The following is a 16,664-nucleotide window of genomic DNA, read 5'->3' as shown; positions in this document are numbered from 1 at the left end:
ACAAATGAATAATTACTGGTTGGTTGCCGTGGCGGCGGCTGGCTGACTCTTGCTCAGTCTCTCCAGGGCCTGACGGCTGGCATCGTAGCGCTCTTCGGCGTTACGCAAAAACTTGCTCTGCGGATATGCATCTACAAACGCTTGGTACATGGCAACGGCTTCCAGGTAGCGGTCGCGTTGCTTGGTCTCAATACTTTCCTTGGCGTAGTTGAACTGGGCATCTAAGCGAAGGTAAGCGGCTTCTTCATTGTACGTGGAAGAAGGGAAGTTTTTCCGGAAGTTCTCCAGGGCCACAACCGCTGCCTTGTAGTACTGAGGATCGTAGTTGGTAAGCTTGTAGTATTGTCTGGCGTTGTCAAAAGCCTTCAGTTCAATCTTGCGCGAAAGCTCATCATAAATGGTGTTGGCTTCCTGCATGTACTTGCTCTGCGGATACCGGCGCATAAACTCCTGCAGCGCAGTCATGGCTTGCGAAGTGCTCTGCTGGTCCAGGTTCTGATCTGGTGACTCGTTGGTCAGCGATTTGGCATTCATGAACGCTGCCTCTTCCGCGTACTGGCTCCGCGGGAAAGTCTGCCCGAAAGAAGTGAAGTGGAAAGAGCTTTCCAGGTACAGGCCCTGGTGGTATTTGGTATAGGCGTACAGAAAGTTGGCCCGCTCGTACTCGCTGCGTCCTTTTAACAGAGGCATGAGGTCTTCCAGCAGAGCACCGGCTTTGTCGTAGTCCTGGTCCTCGTAGTAGGCAAGCGCCGCGGCGTATTTCTTGTCTACGTCGTCGCTCTTCAGGATTTTATTGTATTTCCCACAAGCGCCCAGTACTACTACCATGAGCATGATGGGCAAATAGGAAAGAATGCGTTTAGTCATAAGCGCGCAAAAATAACGATTTTTTTTATATGTAACAGAACGTTGGGCCTTTCCATTCAGTATAGCGTGGCTTTTACTGCGAATTACCCAGCCTGGAAACCCGCTTCTTCACCCCGTTGGCCGGCGCCGGGCTAATCTTGTCTTTCTTCACCGCCTTGGTGGGTTTCTTGGGGCTGGCTTGTTTGGTGGCTGTGGCGGGTTTCGCAGGCTTGGCCGGAGCCGTTTTTTTCCTGGCACCGCGCTTCTCCAGCACGTAGGCCCGGGTGGGCTTTTCATCGGACCTCCACACAAACCCCTTCAGGCGGGTGTCGGGCTCCTCCAGTTCGTGGGGCGGAATCAGCTTGGCGTCGGGCTCCTCCAGGAACGTGATGTACTGCACCTGCCCATCCTGAAAGGTGAGCCGCATGTCGCTGGACACCGCCCGGTTCATGCCAATGGTGGAGGTATCGCCCTGCAGGGCGAAGTAAAGGCTCTCGGCGTTCCCGTTCACGTCAATGCGCCGGATCTTGCCGTCAGCGAAGTGGGCAATCATTCTGCGCCCCTTCACCTGGTTGTAGTTCTCCAGCGTGTCTACGGAAATAGCGAACGCCTCGCCAAACATGCGCATCTGGTCTATGGTGTTGTTGCGCAGCCTCATGACCACACTGTCGGCGGTCATCTGGTTTTTGTTGGCCCACAGGCGCGGGTTGCGGTTCATGTAGATGGTGGAGTCGCCCTGGTCATAGGTGAGCGAGTCGCACAGGCCCTGCAGGTCAGACTTGAAGATACGCACGTCATGGTAGGCGTACAGCTTGCCTTTCTTGGTTTTGTCCTTCACGTTCTCCACCGACACCAGCGTGTCGGCCGAGAGGTACATGGTGTCGCGCTTCTCAATGGTGCGCATCACCGGCGACCCGTAGACCTTGGCCCGGCCCCGGGCCCGCCAGTACAGCGCCGTTTGCCCGGTAATGATGGTGGTGTCTTTGATGGAGGTCATAGACACGTTGCGCGAGGCGGTATAGTACTCCTTGGTCTTGTCATAGGTGAGCACCTCGCCCCTGATCAAGTAATCGGGGGTTTTGATGCTGGCGTTGCCCCTGAAGTTAGACTCGCGGGTAACGGTGTTGTAGGTACCACGGTTGGCGAACAGGGTTCCGTCCGGCGACTTGATGGTGGTAGGCCCGAAGAACTCCACCACTTTGGTCACCGTGTTGTAGGCCATGGTGTCAGAGAGCACTTCGGCATTCTGGCCCACGTACTTGATGTTTTTCTTAAACGTGAGCACCTTGTCATCTGAGGTATAGGTGCCCAACTGGCTCTGGATGGTGTAATCTGGCCCTACAATGTTCCCGGCCTGGGTATAGAAGGCCTTTTTGGCGTTAAGGTCATAGTCCAGCGAAGGGGTGGTCAAGGTCATCTGCTCATCGCGCAGAGTCACGCCGCCGCGCATGTTGGCCATGCGGCGGGTTCCGTCATAGCTGGCCGTGGCGCTGGTGGCGTCCATGCCCGGCTGGGTAATGTGCACGTTTCCAAACACCTCCAGGCGGTTGCGGTCGCTGGCGTACTGGTAGGCCGAGTCTGAGGTAAGCGTAGTCTGCCCCTGGCGCATGACCACGTTTCCCAACAAACGCCGCACCTCCTCGCCGTTGTACCGGCCCGACTGCAGCGTGTTCGCTGACACCTCTACCGGCTGCCCGCCCCCTTGCGGCTGCGGCTGCGGCACCTGGCCAAACGCCAGCACCACAGAAAACAGGGAGAAAAGAGATACTAGAACTATCTTTGTGTTCATCAAATAAATGCAATAGCTGCGAAATTACTAAAAATACCCTTCCTTCACCGATGCTCCAGAAAGTTTTACAGTATATACATACCCACCAGTTAGCCACCCCCGACACCAGGATTCTGGCTGCCGTGAGCGGAGGCCTGGACTCTGTGGTGCTGGCCGATGTGCTGCACCGTCTCAAGCTGCCGTTTGCGGTACTGCACTGCAACTTCGGGCTGCGCGGCGAGGAGTCTGATGCCGATGAGCTCTTCGTGCGCAAACTGGCTAAACAATACGATGCGCCTTTTTACAGCGAGCAGTTCCAGACCCAGGCCTTCGCCGAGCAGGAAGGCATTTCCATCCAGATGGCGGCCCGCACCCTGCGCTACCAGTGGTTTGAGCAGATGCGCCAGCAATTGGGCTACGACGTCATCGCCACGGCCCACCACCAGTCCGATGCGCTGGAAACCGTGCTCCTGAACCTGGTGCGCGGCACTGGTTTGGCCGGACTTCACGGAATTCTGCCCAAAAACGGAAACCTTATCCGCCCCTTGCTGAGTCTGACCAAAGACGACCTGTACGACTGGCTGGTAGCCAAACGCCTGGCGTGGCGGGAAGATTCCAGCAACGAGAGCCGTAAGTACCACCGTAACCTGGTGCGCCACGAGGTAATCCCGGTACTAAAGCAGCTCAACCCCAACCTGGAGGAAACCTTCACCCAGACCCTGGAACGCCTGCAAGGTGCCGAAGCCGTGTTTCTGGCCTCTTTTCAGGAAATGAAGGCGAAAACGCAACGTGAGGAGAACGGCGCCACCTACCTTTCTATTGCTCCGCTGCAGAAGAGCCCCGCCCCGGTGGTGTTGCTCCACGAACTGCTAAAACCGTTCCACTTCTCCTATGTGCAGGCCCAGGAAATTGCCGCCGCCTGGGAGGGCATCCCGGGCAAAACGTTCGCCTCCCCTACCCACGTGCTGGTGAAAGACCGCGAAGACCTGGTCATCACCCCAAAACCGCTGGAGAAATTCGGAAGCGTGCTGGTACCGGAAGACGCCACCGAAATCCGGTTCGGGCCTTATCTGGCGAAAATAGCCCGGAAACCCGCCGAAGGCTACAAAGTGCCCCGCTCCAAAGATGTGGCCGCCCTGGACGCCGCCCTGCTCAAGTTCCCGCTCAAACTTCGCCCCTGGAAAGAAGGCGACTGGTTTATTCCGCTGGGCATGAACGGCAAGAAAAAAGTCAGCGACCTGCTCATCGACAAGAAAGTACCCGCCAACCTGAAGCCCGACGTGTGGGTGCTGGTCTCAGACGCCTCACTCACCTGGGTCATCGGACAGCAGTTGGACAACCGTTTCAAGGTAACCGAGAACACCCACGAAGTGGTGGAGATCACCGTGACCCGGGTTTGATGGATGATTGATGCTTGCTGAAGTTTAGTCCATGAGTCATCCTTTTTAGTGAAGCGGCTTTAAAGAGCTTTCATTGAAAAGCTGTTTCAGGCCCGTTTACAGGGAATCAGGCCTAAATCAACCATCAGCAATGAGTAATTAACTCATGTTGCGATGTTTACCGCCCAACCGTGAGACCCACCCCTACCCCTCCCAGGAGGGGACTTTCTCCTGCCAACGTTGCAGATGATTCCCCTCCTGGGAGGGGTAGGGGTGGGTAATGCTTCAACTGCTTTCATAAATCGCGATTTGAGTTAATTAGCAATTGACAACGAGCAATCAGCAATGAACAAACAGCCCTTGGAAATCAACAATTAACCAGATAATGAGGAAATAATTTTCAGGTGACGGCCTTTTTTCTAATTTCACCACGTAGTCTAGTAGAATATCCATCTAACCAAACCTAAAAAATGAAAGTAACCGTAGTTGGAGCCGGTAACGTAGGTGCCACCTGTGCCGACGTATTAGCGTACCGCGAGATCGCCAATGAAGTAGTGTTAGTAGATATCAAAGAAGGCTTCGCCGAAGGCAAGGCATTGGATATCTGGCAGAAATCGCCGATTAACCTGTATGATACCCGCACCGTGGGCGTCACCAATGATTACACCCGTACCGCCAACTCAGACGTGGTGGTGATTACCTCTGGGTTACCCCGCAAGCCCGGCATGACCCGCGATGACCTGATCAGCACCAACGCCGGCATCGTTCGTTCCGTGACCGAGAACGTAATCAAGCACTCGCCTGAGGCCATCATCATTGTGGTGTCCAACCCACTGGACGTGATGACCTACCAGGCCCACTTGACCTCAAAATTACCCCGCACCAAAGTAATGGGCATGGCCGGCATTCTGGACACGGCCCGTTACCGCGCGTTCCTGGCCGAGGAACTGAACGTTTCCCCAAAGGATATTCAAGCAGTATTGATGGGTGGCCACGGCGACACCATGGTACCGCTTCCGCGCTACACCACCGTAGGCGGTATTCCGGTCACCGAGCTGATTGACCCGGCCAAACTGGACGCCATTGTAGACCGCACCAAAAACGGTGGCGGCGAGTTGGTGAAACTGATGGGCACCTCGGCCTGGTACGCTCCGGGCTCTGCGGCGGCCCAAATGGTGGAAGCCATTGTGCGCGACCAGAAACGCGTGTTCCCGGTGTGCATCAAGCTGGAAGGCGAATACGGCATCAACGGCACCTATCTGGGCGTACCGGTAGTACTGGGCAAGAACGGTATTGAGAAAGTAATAGAACTGCAACTGAACGAAGACGAAATGGCGCTTTTGAGAGCCTCTGAAAAAGCCGTGCGCGAAGTAATGGACGTGCTGGACAACATGCCTACTGAAGCGTAAGCTGTTCACTTCTGATATGTAACAAAGAAGCCCGGCCAATTGACCGGGCTTCTTTGCTTTTAACTCAATTCCCTAAAAAAAGGTAATGATTTCCCTCGCTCGCCTCCGGCGAGTGTGAGGTATGGGGCGGCGTCCCGCCGCTGTGTGGTGATGATTTTCCAGGGCATATTACCGCTCCTACTTCAATCATTTTCCTCAAGTAACTAAAAGTCGCGTAATGCCGCAGACTCAACTACCTACTGGAACACAGTGATTCCTAATAACACCCACAGCGGCGGGACGCCGCCCCATACCTCACACTCGCCAGAGGCGAGCGAGGGAGAAGAGAGAGAAAGTTAGAACTCGCTGAAAGATACTTGGCATGACAGCGGGTGTTAGTTCGTTTAGGGTCAGTTTTACAATAAATAATGACAAAACGCACTTGTTTCGATAACCCACTCTGGCACGGAAGCAAATCCGCGTCATAGAAAACTATAAAGCCCAAAGACTCGCCACAGGACTCTATCCTTTTCCCATTGTCATCCTGGAAGGATCTTGTGTGAGAACTAGAATACCACTCAAGCAAAGCAATAACCCCTCCTTCCTCGCTCGCCTCCGGCGAGTGTGAGAAATGGGGCGGCGTCCCGCCGCTATGCGCATCTAATGAACACCCCCCCCCAGCGGCCAGAGTCCGCAAGAAGACCTACACTCGCCAGAGGCGAGCGAGGAATCACCAGGGTTATTGCTTGTACACCTTTCCGTCCTTCATCACAAAAGACACCTGCTGCAACAGCTTTATGTCTTCCAGAGGATTCCCGCTAACTGCTACCATATCTGCGAACTTGCCTTTCTCCACGGTGCCTAGCTTATCAGGCATGCCCAGCAACTCTGCGGCGTACAGGGTGGCGGCTTTGATGGCTTCCATGGCGGGCATGCCGGCTTCCACCATGTACTCAAACTCCTTGGCGTTCTTGCCGTGCAGGAACACGCCGGCATCGGTCCCGAAGGCGATTTTCACCCCTTTTCTGTACGCTTTGCCGAAAGTACCCTGCAACTGCGGGCCAATGGCCAATGCCTTGGGCGTGACCAACGGAGGGTAGTACCCCGGAATTTTGGCGGAGTCTGCCACAGATTTACCCGCCGTGATGGTGGGTACGTACCAGGTGCCGTTCTTCTTCATGAGGTTCATGGTTTCCTCGTCCATGAGCGTGCCGTGCTCAATAGAGGTCACCCCAGCCCTTACAGCCCGCTTCATGCCCTCGGCCCCGTGCGCGTGCACCGCCACCTTCAGGCCCAGGTCTTTGGCCGTCTGCACAATGGCCCTGATCTCTTCCTCGGTGAACTGGGGCGCCGAGCCGTCCTTGGCTACGCTCAGCACGCCGCCGGTAGAGGCGATCTTGATCAGGTCTGCGCCGTTTTTGTATTGGTACCGAACGGCTTTCCGGCACTCATGGGGTCCGTTGGCCACGCCCTGGGCCGGTCCGGGGTCGCCCTGCAGGTCCTGGCGGTAGCCGTTGGTGGGGTCCATGTGCCCGCCGGTGGCCGAGATGGCCTTGCCCACCACAAACATGCGCGGCCCTTTCACCAGCCCTTGGTTAATGGCGTTGCGCAGCTGCACGTTAATGCCGCTGCCGCCCAAATCACGCACGGTGGTGAACCCGGCCATTAGGGTCCGCTCGGCGTAGTTCACCGACCGGAACGCCACTGTGCCCTGGTTCAGCGAAAGCTCCTCGGCATACTGGTTGGGACTGGTCTCGCTCTCAAAATGCACGTGCATGTCCATGAAGCCGGGCAGCACGGTCTGGTTCTTCAGGTCGATGACTTTGGCTCCCGCGGGGGCTGCGGTATAGCCTTTCTCCACGGCCACAATCTGGCTGCCCTCCACCACTACCGTCATCTCGGGTTGGGGCTGGTCTCTGCGGCCGTCTATCAAGCGGCCGCAGTGCACATAGGTTCTTTGCGCCACGGCCTGGGCGCCGGTAAGGGCCAGCAGGGCGGTAACGGCTATTGCGTAAACGTGTTTCTTCATAGCATAGGGTAGGTTGGAAACGGTTAGGAAAGGTTAAGATACCAATTTCTGCGGCATCCCGCAGGGGTTTTGCCCCTGGACCACACAGCGCGCCCCTGATTTGGGGCTGTTTTGCCGAAAAGAGCCCCAAAACTATCTGCCGCCGGTTTGTTATTTTGGGGGCTTGCCTGCGACTAATAAGATACGCGGGCGGTATTCGCTGAAATTCATTATCTTGAAAAAGAAAAGAAACGGGTATGGAGCTCTCCTTTTGGTGGTTTTGGCTTATTGCGGGCATCCTGCTGTTGGTGGCAGAAATGGTGACCGGCACGTTCTACCTGCTCTGGCTGGGCGTTTCGGCTTTGGTGGCGGCGGCCCTGGCCTACTTCTTCCCAGACAGTTTCTGGCTTCCACCGCTGGCCGCCAGCATTACGGGGGTGCTCCTGATGCTGTTCACCAAGCCCCTGACCGCCCGGGCCCGCCAGGTGAAGGGCTACTCAGATCCGGTGCTGCAACTCACCAACCAACAGGGCGAAGTGCTGGAACCCATCACACCCTCGCGCCTGGGAATTGTGCGCGTGGGTACCGAGGTGTGGAGCGCCAGCGCCCAGGAGGAGCTGGCCCCGGGGCAGCGCGTGCTGGTGGTGCACCAGAGCAGCACCGTTTTGCAGGTGGTGCCTATTAAATAGTTTTCAGCGGAACCGGCGCTCCAGCCAGCCCGGCGCCCCGTGTATACCTCAACCTTACCAAACCCTATGACTACCACCCTCATCATCCTTGCCGCCGTTGTCGTGCTCATGGCCCTTTCTATCCGCATTATTCCGCAGCAGCGGGTGGGCGTGGTAGAACGCCTGGGCAAATTCCAGCGCCTCATGCACCCGGGCCTCAACCTGTTCATCCCCATCGTGGACCGGGTGCGCACCTACCACGACCTGCGCATTCAGCAGACCAGCGTGCCGCCGCAGAGCGTGATCACGCGCGACAACGTGCAGGTGCTCATTGACACCATTGTGTTCTACCAGGTGGTGGGCCCCGAGCAGGCCACCTACGGCATCTTTGACTACGTGCTGGGCGTGCGCAACATCACCACGGCCACCATGCGCCAGATCATAGGCAACCTGGAGCTGGACGAGACCCTCTCGGGCCGCGAGCGGATTTCCGCCGAGATCAGGACCGCCCTGGACGAGGCCACCGAGAAATGGGGCGTGCGCATTGAGCGCGTGGAGGTCATCGACATTAAACCGCCGGTAGACATCCAGGAGGCCATGGACAAACAGATGAAAGCCGAGCGGAACCGCCGCGCCACCATCCTGGAGGCCGAAGCCGCCAAGCAAGACATGATCCTGCGCTCTGAAGGGGACAAGACCAGCAAGATCCTGCGGGCCGAAGGCGAGCGCGCCGCCCGCGAACTAGAGGCCATGGGCCAGGCCAAAGCCATCACCGAGATTGCCGAAGCCGAGAAAGCCCGTATCCGCCTCCTGATTGAAGCGGGACTGGACGAGCGCGTGCTCACCTACAAATCCTTCGAGGCCCTGCAGCAACTGGCCATGGGCCCCGCCAACAAGATCTTCATGCCTACCTCGGCGGTAGAAACGCTGGGCAACATCGGCGCCATCGGCGATATGCTCAAGAACAGCAAAGGTTAACCCGTTACAGGGCTGTTTTCCAGAAAACCCGCCCAAAACGGAGACATGGTTTCTTGAAAAGAGAAGCACATAAAAAAAACGCCTCGCAGCAATCGTCTGCGGGGCGTTCTTTTTTTAGAGCAAATCTTCAACGTTGATATAAGTTCTCAGAAGGGAAATCCAGGCCACGCATTCTGTTCCCCTTGGAAGGGGTAGGGAGATGACAAGGCTATTTCAAGAACCACTAGTTTTTCTACAGAGCAAGTCTATTATTCTGGCGCGGAAGTTACTTCCGTGACTTTCAAAATTGAGTTAAAGCCCCGGAAGTAATTTCCGCGCCATAGTAAGTATCTACAAGAGATTACCCCTACGAACGACTAGGACTGGAATAATCACAAAGAGAAGTCATCCCCCTTACTCCTTTCGAAGGGAACAGAATGCATAGTTCCTTTTTTTAAGGGTAAAAACAGGAACTAACTATAACCTTCTTTGCAAGATTACTCTCCCTGTTTTAAGCCTCGTTCCAGGAAAACAAACCGAAAACTAATCACTAATTACTACCGCCTAACCCCTATTTCTGGCTGGCTTTAAAGAGCTTCTGCTTTTCTTCCTTGGTCAGGCTCTCGTAGCCAGACACCGAGATCTTATCCAGAATCTGGTCAATCTCCAGCTGCGACGGCGTTCCGGCGGCGGTGGACACCCCGTTGGGGGCCGAAGTGGAGCCGCCGGAGAATGGCCGGTTGGGGTTCTTGTACGTGACTTTCAAGGGAGAACGGCGCTGGAACAAGCCCCTGAACAACCCCAGCACCGCCTGCACCGGACGACCCCAGTCAGAGCCGCGCTGCAGTTGCCTAATGTAAAAGAAGCCCAGAATAGCCCCGCCCAGGTGGGCGATGTTGCCGCCCGCGTTACCGCCGGTTGCCCCCGAGATGGAAAGCAACACCATGAGCAAGGCGATGTACTTGATCCGCACCGGCCCGATGAGGATGAGATTGAAGGTATAGTTGGGCAGCAGGGTAGCGGCGGCCACCATAATAGCAATGACGCTGCCAGAGGCCCCCATCATGAAAGAGCCTTCGGCGCGCAGCTGCAGGTACGGGATGGTGTTGTAGGCAACCAGGTAGATCAGGCCGCCGGCCAGCCCGCCCAGCACGTACAGGTTCACCAGGCGCTTGTCGCCCAGGTACTCCTTGATCAGCATGCCAAACCAGTACAGGTTAAGCATGTTGAAGAGGATATGGAAGAACTCCAGGTGCGTGAAGAAATAGGTAATGAGGGTCCAGGGCCGGAACATGAACAGCTCCAGGTTGGAGGGCAGGCTCAGGAACGTCATGAGGTACGCGAACGTGCTGCCCGAGCCGCTCAGGGTCATGATGGTTCTCAGGATGATCAGGAACGCAAACACCACCACATTGATGAAAATGAGCTGGTGCAGGGCATTGTTGCCCTTGCTGAACGCTGAACGGATATCGTCAAAAATACTAGTCATGGTTTAGTAAAAGTTGTTTCGCTGGCGCTCCCATAGTCTCAGCAAGATATATGCAAAAAGCATCCCGCCCAAATGCGCGAAATGGGCTACGTTGTCACCCGGCATGCGGTTCAGCCCCGAGTACAGTTCAAAGGCGCCGTACAGGAAAACAAAGTACTTGGCCTTAATGGGAATGGGGAAAAACAGCAGCATCAATTCGGTATTGGGGAACAGCATGCCAAACGCCATCAAGATCCCGAACACCGCCCCCGAGGCCCCCAGCATGGCGCCGTTCAGCACTTTCTGGTACAGCAGCTGCGCGTAGGCCTTGGTCTCCGAGATAATGGCCGGATTGTCGGGGTTAAGCTGAAACTGGCGCAAAAACCCGGTGTTGTTAGAGGCCGAGCCGTGGGCCTCCAGAATGTCGCGGAACAGGAACGGGTCTGGGTTCTGCAGATACGTGGCCACCATCTGCTCCATCTGCGAGATTTCATACGACCGCACGCCTAGGTACAAGAGGCTGGCCCCAAACCCGGTGATGAGGTAAAACAACAGGAATCGTTTCTCGCCCCAGTACCGCTCCAGCAAGGGCCCGAAGATAAACAAACTGAACATGTTGCTGAACAGGTGCATCACGCTCCCGTGCATGAACATGTGCGTGACAAACTGATGCGGCCGGAACAGGTCTGAGCGCACGTCATGCAGGGCAAACAACTCAGTGGGGAACAGCCGGTCGCTCATAAAGTACATGAGTACGTTAAGCACGATGAGGTTCCGCACCATGGGGGTGATGGGTGGCATAGGGTAGTGTCTAAAGATATACGTTCAAAGAAAACGAAGATCGTGGGCCAGTATTGAACGCCGCCACCGCCTTCTTCCCTTAAACAGGTCACGAAAGTACTAGTTCTGCTCCCAACAGTACGGAAGAAAGCCCGCAAATGGTACCCTTCTCTCCTTATTTCACGCCAATCCCACCTGGTTTTCTTACTTCCTGCCTGCCGGTTGCTAATTTCTCAGGAAAAGGTCCTGCAGCTGCTCGGTTTGCAGGATCACCAGCGTTTTCTGGCCGCCCGGCGTGTAGTTGGGCACCTGGCAGGCAAACAGCCGGTCTACCAGCGCGTTCATCTCCTGGTCGCTGAGCTTGCCGGTGAGGCGCGAGGCCACCCGTTTGGCCATGGCCCGTGCCAGGTTCTCCTGCCGGTCCACTTTGAGGGCACTCAGGTTGTTCTTGTACTGCTCCAGCAAGCCCTCAATCAGTTCCCGCTCATCGCGCAGCGGAATCTCGGCCGGAATCCCGTTCACTACCAGGGTGTTGTTGCCGAAGTCGTTGAACACGAAGCCCAGCGCGCTGAACTCCTCGGCCAGCTCCATCACCAGCGAGAAGTCGGCGGGTGAGAGCTGCAGGGCCTGCGGAAACAGCAACTGCTGCGAGGCCCCGGTGCGCTTGCCCAGGGCCTGGCTGTATTTCTCATAGAGAATGCGCTCCTGCGCCGCCTGCTGGTCTACCACCATCAACCCCGACTTGACCTGCACCATGAGGTACTTCTGGTGCACCTGCAGGGCCTTGGAACCGCCCGAGGCGCTCACTGCGGCAGGTGCCAGGGCCTCCTCCTCGGGGAACAGGCTGCTGTCGTCTGAGGTGGCGCGGGAAACTTCGCGTACCGGGGCCTGCTCAACGTAGGCACCGGCACGTGCGCCGGCACCGGAGGCCCGGCTGGTAAAGGTGGCCGGCTCCTGCTCCTGGTAAGCGGTTCGGGGGGCCTGGGCCGGGGCCGCCTCAAAATCCATGGAGGCCGGAAACTTCAGGGGCTGCAGCGGAATGTAGTTCACGTCGGCCCCAAAGTCCAGCGAAGGCGTGATGTTGTGCAGGCCCAGGCTCTGCTTCACGGCCGCCCGCACAATGGCGTACACGGTTTTCTCGTCCTCAAACTTGATCTCCGTCTTGGTGGGGTGCACGTTGATGTCAATCGTTTCCGGGGCGATTTCCAGAAACAAGACGTAAAACGGGAAACAGTCTTTGGGCAGCAGGCCCTCATAGGCGGTGAGCACCGCGTGGTTGAGGTACTGGCTTTTGATAAAGCGGTTGTTCACGAAGAAAAACTGCTCGCCGCGGGTTTTTTTGGCAAACTCAGGCTTGCCGATGTAGCCGCGCACGGTCAGGAACGGGGTGGTCTCCTCGCAGGAAGCCAGCTGCTCTTTGTAGTCGCGCCCAAAGATGCCCACAATGCGCTGGCTCAGCTTGCCGGCAGGCAGGTTCATCACCTCCACCTCGTTCTGGTACAGCGCAAAGGCAATCTCGGGGTTGGCCAGGGCCACGCGCTGAAACTCGTCCAGGATGTGGCGCATCTCCACCGGGTTGGTCTTCAGGAAATTGCGGCGCGCGGGCACGTTGAAGAACAGGTTCTTCACGCTCACCACCGTTCCTTCGGCCATGGCCACCGGCTCCTGCTTGATCACCTCATTGCCCTCAATGCTGAGGCAGGTGCCCAGCTCCGCGCCCCGCGGGCGGGTTTTGAGCTCCACCTGGGCCACGGCCGCAATGGAAGCCATGGCCTCGCCCCTAAAGCCCATGGTCCTGATGCGGAACAGGTCCTCGGTGGTTTTGATCTTGGAGGTGGCATGGCGCTCAAAGCACATGCGGGCGTCGGTCTCGGTCATGCCCACACCGTCGTCCACCACCTGTATCAACTGTTTTCCAGCGTCTTTGATGATCAAAGTCACGCTGGTGCTGCGCGCGTCTACGCTATTCTCCAACAACTCCTTTACCACCGAGGCCGGGCGCTGCACCACCTCGCCGGCGGCGATCTGGTTGGCCAGGTACTCGGGTAACAAACGGATGATATCTCCCATATAGAAACTTCCCTGCGTAGTGTTTTTAGCTTTTGCCGTGGTCTGCGTCACCGGGAAACTGCCCGGCTTCGCCGATTTTTAAGGCGCAAAAGCAAATTTTTGAGTAATATTACCAGCTTAAACCGTGGCCTCACCCCCTCTGGTTCTGCCCTTTGGCTCTTTTTGCCCTGCCAGCGCCGGCCCAAAGAGCCAGGCTGTAGCCAGAAAGTCTAAGAACCAAAGGGTTGGGGAAAAGTTGCGCTGAACAAATGAGGTTTTAAGGCCGTTTGCACAAAACGAGCAAGAAACGCTTCAGAGCTACTCAGGCCACCGGCTAGTTTTCCTCTGCGAAATTAGCCCTATGAAACAGTTATTCAAATTAAATTACGCGTTGCGAAATGCTAAAGCGATATAGCCTGGGGCTGCTGGTGGTTGTGATGGGGGCCTGGTGGGTCTTGTCGGGCTTCGGCCCCAAAGGCCGGGGCAACATTTCCGTTCAGGAGCAGCGCTGGGTAGACAGTGTATATCAGTCTCTTACGCCAGACCAGCGATTGGGGCAGCTCTTCATGGTGGCGGCGTACTCTAACAAAACGCAGAGCCACGTCCGGGAAATTGAACACCTGATCACCCACTATGGCATTGGCGGGGTCATGTTCATGCAGGGCGGCCCCGTGCGCCAGGCCAAGCTCACCAACCGCTACCAGAGTATTTCCAAAGTGCCGCTCTTGGTGGCCATTGACGCCGAGTGGGGCCTGGACATGCGCCTGGACAGCAGCATGCACTTCGCCAAGCAGATGACCCTGGGTGCCCTGCCCGATGACCGTTACGTGTACCTCATGGGCCGCGAAATTGCCCTCAAGCTGAAGCGCCTGGGCATTCACGTGAATTTCTCGCCGGTAGTAGACGTCAACAGCAACCCCAAGAACCCGGTCATCGGCAACCGCTCCTTCGGCGAGAGCAAGGAACAGGTGACCGCCCGCGGCATTGCCTACATCAAAGGCCTGCAGGACCACGGCATTATTGCGGTGGCCAAGCACTTCCCCGGCCACGGCGACACCGACGCCGACTCGCACTTCTCCCTCCCCGTTCTTTCGCATGACATGGCCCGCCTCACCGAGGTGGAGTTGTACCCGTTTAAGCGCTCGTTTGATGCCGGCGTAATGGGCGTGATGGTGGCGCACCTGCACGTGCCCAAGCTGGATTCCATTGCCAACCGGGCCGCTACCCTATCGCCCTATCTGGTGCAGGACCTGCTCAAAGGCAAGATGCAGTACGAGGGCCTGGTCTTCACCGATGCCCTGAATATGAAGGGCGTGACCCGCTACCACAAACCCGGCGAGGTAGACGCCCTGGCCCTGAAAGCCGGCAACGACGTGCTCCTGTTCTCAGAGGATGTGCCCAAGGCCATTGCCAACATCAAACAGGCCATCGCCGACAGCACCATCAGTGAGCAGGAAATAGAACTGCGCGTGCGCAAGATGCTGCACGCCAAGTACTGGGCCGGCCTGAACCAATACGCGCCCGTGGACCTGGAAAATCTTTCGCAGGACCTGAGCCGACCGGTAAGCCACGTGCTGCAGCAGCAGTTGTATGAACAGGCGGTCACCGTGGTAGCCAACAAAAGCAACCTCCTGCCCTTCAGAACCCTGGACACCATCCAGTTTGCCTCGGTCTCTATTGGGGCAGATCTTAACAATGCCTTCACCCAGAGCCTGGAGAAATACACCTCGTTCCGGAAGTTCGCGGTCACCAGCCGGTCGGCGCCCGACAGCGTGTACCGGACCATTCAGCGGGAACTGGCGGGCTCAGACGTGGTGGTGGTGTCGTTGCACCGGCTCAACAACAACCCCAACAACAACTTTAACCTGCCGGGCAACGCCCTGGGCTTTATCCGGCAACTGCAGCGCGACTCCACTAAGAAAGTGGTGGTGGTGGTGATGGGCAATGCCTACAGCCTCAAGAACTTTGAAGCCAGCGACTGGCTGGTATGCGGCTACGAAGACAACGAGGTGTCCCGCAAAGTAGTGCCGCAGGTGCTGTTCGGGGCGCTGCCGGCCAATGGGCGCCTGCCCGTGACGGCTTCGCCGAAGTTCAAGGCTGGCATGGGTATCTCCACTCCCGCCCTCAGCCGCCTGCGCTACTCGGTGCCCGAAAGCGTGGGCATGAACTCGGGCATCCTCAGGCAGATTGACAACATTGCCCTGGAGGCCATCGCCTATGGGGCCACGCCCGGCTGTCAGGTGCTGGTGGTGAAAGACGGCACCGTGGTGCTGGAGAAAGGGTACGGCTACTATACATTTGACCGCAGCCAGCCCGTTACCGAGAAAACCATCTATGACCTGGCCTCTATTACCAAAGTGGCCGCCACGCTGCAGGCCGTCATGTTCCTGAAAGACCAGGGCCGCCTCAAGCTGGACGAGAAGCTGGTGACCTACCTGCCCGAGCTGAAAGGCTCTAACAAGGCCAACCTGTTGGTGCGCGACGTGCTCCTGCACCAGGCCGGGCTGGCTGCCTACCTCCCTTTCTGGAAGCGTACGCTGGTAGACGGCAAGCTGAACCCCTTGTACTATGACAGCCTTCCGTCTGAGGCCTACCCCAACCTGGTGGTGCCCGGCGTGTACAGCAACAAGGTACTGGAAGACTCGGTGTGGACCTGGGTGGTGAAATCTGACCTGGTGGGCAAGTACGTGCCGGGCGGCAAGTTTGAGTACCGCTACTCAGACCTGGGTCTGCACCTGATGAAACGGGTGGCCGAGCGCCTCCTGAACCAGCCCCTGCCCGATTTCCTGGAGCAGAACTTCTACGCCCCCCTGGGCGCTTCTACCCTTACCTTTAACCCGCTGGACAAATTCCTGAAGGAGCAGATTGCCCCTACCGCCCCGGCCTCAGACTTCAAACCCGAAACCCCGCTGCAGGGCACCGTGCACGACGGCAACGCGGCCATCCTGGGTGGCAAGGCGGGCCACGCGGGCTTGTTCTCCAACGCCAATGACCTGGCCATTCTCATGCAGATGGACCTGCAGAACGGCAGTTACGGTGGGCAGAAGTTCTTCAAGACACCCGTTGTCACGGAGTTTTCGCAAAATGGCAGCAAAAACAGCCGCCGCGGCCTGGGCTGGGACAAACCAGACCCCCAGGGCAACGGCCCCACCTCAGACCTGGCCCCCATGAGCACCTTCGGGCACACCGGGTTCACCGGAACCGGTGCCTGGGTGGACCCCGAAAACAACGTGATCTACATTTTTCTCTCTAACCGCGTGTACCCAGACGCTGAGAACGATAAACTGCTCCAATACAACATCCGCACCCGGATTCATGACGTAGTATATCAATCGTTAGAGCCGAAACCGTAA

At 57.1% G+C, this 16,664-nt stretch carries 11 protein-coding genes; 5 read left to right on the top strand and 6 right to left on the bottom strand.

Translation table 11 applies throughout. The annotated features are described in order from the left end of the window. Positions 1-12: 12 nt before the first annotated feature. On the bottom strand, positions 13-867 hold the full coding sequence (locus tag JT718_RS11720) for an outer membrane protein assembly factor BamD (protein ID WP_240337051.1): 855 nt from the start codon (positions 865-867) through the stop codon (positions 13-15). Between the two features lie 73 nt (positions 868-940). Next, the gene (locus tag JT718_RS11715) at positions 941-2,635 is read right to left on the bottom strand and encodes an OstA-like protein (protein ID WP_205502884.1); all 1,695 of its coding nucleotides are present in this window, start codon (positions 2,633-2,635) and stop codon (positions 941-943) included. Between the two features lie 50 nt (positions 2,636-2,685). Here JT718_RS11715 and tilS point away from each other — a divergent pair, with 50 nt between their 5' ends. Together tilS and mdh are read left to right on the top strand one after the other, a co-directional pair. Next, the gene (tilS, locus tag JT718_RS11710; RefSeq protein WP_205502883.1) at positions 2,686-4,014 is read left to right on the top strand and encodes a tRNA lysidine(34) synthetase TilS; all 1,329 of its coding nucleotides are present in this window, start codon (positions 2,686-2,688) and stop codon (positions 4,012-4,014) included. A 449-nt stretch (positions 4,015-4,463) separates the two neighbouring features. Further along, positions 4,464-5,402 carry a malate dehydrogenase gene (mdh, locus tag JT718_RS11705; RefSeq protein WP_205502882.1) on the top strand — a complete coding sequence of 313 codons (939 nt, stop codon included), beginning with the start codon at positions 4,464-4,466 and terminating at the stop codon, positions 5,400-5,402. A gap of 718 nt (positions 5,403-6,120) precedes the next feature. On the opposite strand, the gene JT718_RS11700 is transcribed toward mdh, so the two are convergent. Beyond that, positions 6,121-7,410, bottom strand: a complete 1,290-nt coding sequence (locus JT718_RS11700) for an amidohydrolase family protein (RefSeq protein WP_205502881.1) — start codon at positions 7,408-7,410, stop codon at positions 6,121-6,123. 236 nt (positions 7,411-7,646) lie between these two features. On the opposite strand from JT718_RS11700, the gene JT718_RS11695 reads away from it, so the two are divergent. Together JT718_RS11695 and JT718_RS11690 are read left to right on the top strand one after the other, a co-directional pair. After that, positions 7,647-8,078, top strand: coding sequence for an NfeD family protein (locus JT718_RS11695; RefSeq protein WP_205502880.1), 432 nt, complete (start codon positions 7,647-7,649; stop codon positions 8,076-8,078). 66 nt (positions 8,079-8,144) lie between these two features. Continuing rightward, the gene (locus tag JT718_RS11690; protein ID WP_205502879.1) at positions 8,145-9,035 is read left to right on the top strand and encodes an SPFH domain-containing protein; all 891 of its coding nucleotides are present in this window, start codon (positions 8,145-8,147) and stop codon (positions 9,033-9,035) included. Between the two features lie 550 nt (positions 9,036-9,585). On the opposite strand, the gene JT718_RS11685 is transcribed toward JT718_RS11690, so the two are convergent. From JT718_RS11685 to mutL, 3 genes are all read right to left on the bottom strand, one after another. Continuing rightward, positions 9,586-10,503, bottom strand: a complete 918-nt coding sequence (locus JT718_RS11685; RefSeq protein WP_205502878.1) for a rhomboid family intramembrane serine protease — start codon at positions 10,501-10,503, stop codon at positions 9,586-9,588. A 3-nt stretch (positions 10,504-10,506) separates the two neighbouring features. Further along, positions 10,507-11,283, bottom strand: coding sequence for a rhomboid family intramembrane serine protease (locus JT718_RS11680; protein WP_205502877.1), 777 nt, complete (start codon positions 11,281-11,283; stop codon positions 10,507-10,509). 204 nt (positions 11,284-11,487) lie between these two features. Beyond that, on the bottom strand, positions 11,488-13,332 hold the full coding sequence (mutL, locus tag JT718_RS11675) for a DNA mismatch repair endonuclease MutL (protein WP_205502875.1): 1,845 nt from the start codon (positions 13,330-13,332) through the stop codon (positions 11,488-11,490). Positions 13,333-13,709: 377 nt separating this feature from the next. Here mutL and JT718_RS11670 point away from each other — a divergent pair, with 377 nt between their 5' ends. After that, entirely contained in the window at positions 13,710-16,664 is a 2,955-nt protein-coding gene (locus JT718_RS11670) for a serine hydrolase domain-containing protein (protein ID WP_205502874.1), read from the top strand.

The organism is Rufibacter psychrotolerans (assembly GCF_016924645.1).
Taxonomy (GTDB): domain Bacteria; phylum Bacteroidota; class Bacteroidia; order Cytophagales; family Hymenobacteraceae; genus Nibribacter; species Nibribacter psychrotolerans.
This window is presented reverse-complemented; position numbering and strand designations above follow the sequence as displayed.

Excerpts from the sequence above, each read along its gene's own strand:
- JT718_RS11720 (WP_240337051.1), bottom strand. The coding sequence starts at position 867 with ATGACTAAACGCATTCTTTCCTATTTGCCCATCATGCTCATGGTAGTA.
- JT718_RS11715 (WP_205502884.1), bottom strand. The coding sequence starts at position 2,635 with ATGAACACAAAGATAGTTCTAGTATCTCTTTTCTCCCTGTTTTCTGTG.
- tilS (WP_205502883.1), top strand. The coding sequence starts at position 2,686 with ATGCTCCAGAAAGTTTTACAGTATATACATACCCACCAGTTAGCCACC.
- mdh (WP_205502882.1), top strand. The coding sequence starts at position 4,464 with ATGAAAGTAACCGTAGTTGGAGCCGGTAACGTAGGTGCCACCTGTGCC.
- JT718_RS11700 (WP_205502881.1), bottom strand. The coding sequence starts at position 7,410 with ATGAAGAAACACGTTTACGCAATAGCCGTTACCGCCCTGCTGGCCCTT.
- JT718_RS11695 (WP_205502880.1), top strand. The coding sequence starts at position 7,647 with ATGGAGCTCTCCTTTTGGTGGTTTTGGCTTATTGCGGGCATCCTGCTG.
- JT718_RS11690 (WP_205502879.1), top strand. The coding sequence starts at position 8,145 with ATGACTACCACCCTCATCATCCTTGCCGCCGTTGTCGTGCTCATGGCC.
- JT718_RS11685 (WP_205502878.1), bottom strand. The coding sequence starts at position 10,503 with ATGACTAGTATTTTTGACGATATCCGTTCAGCGTTCAGCAAGGGCAAC.
- JT718_RS11680 (WP_205502877.1), bottom strand. The coding sequence starts at position 11,283 with ATGCCACCCATCACCCCCATGGTGCGGAACCTCATCGTGCTTAACGTA.
- mutL (WP_205502875.1), bottom strand. The coding sequence starts at position 13,332 with ATGGGAGATATCATCCGTTTGTTACCCGAGTACCTGGCCAACCAGATC.
- JT718_RS11670 (WP_205502874.1), top strand. The coding sequence starts at position 13,710 with ATGCTAAAGCGATATAGCCTGGGGCTGCTGGTGGTTGTGATGGGGGCC.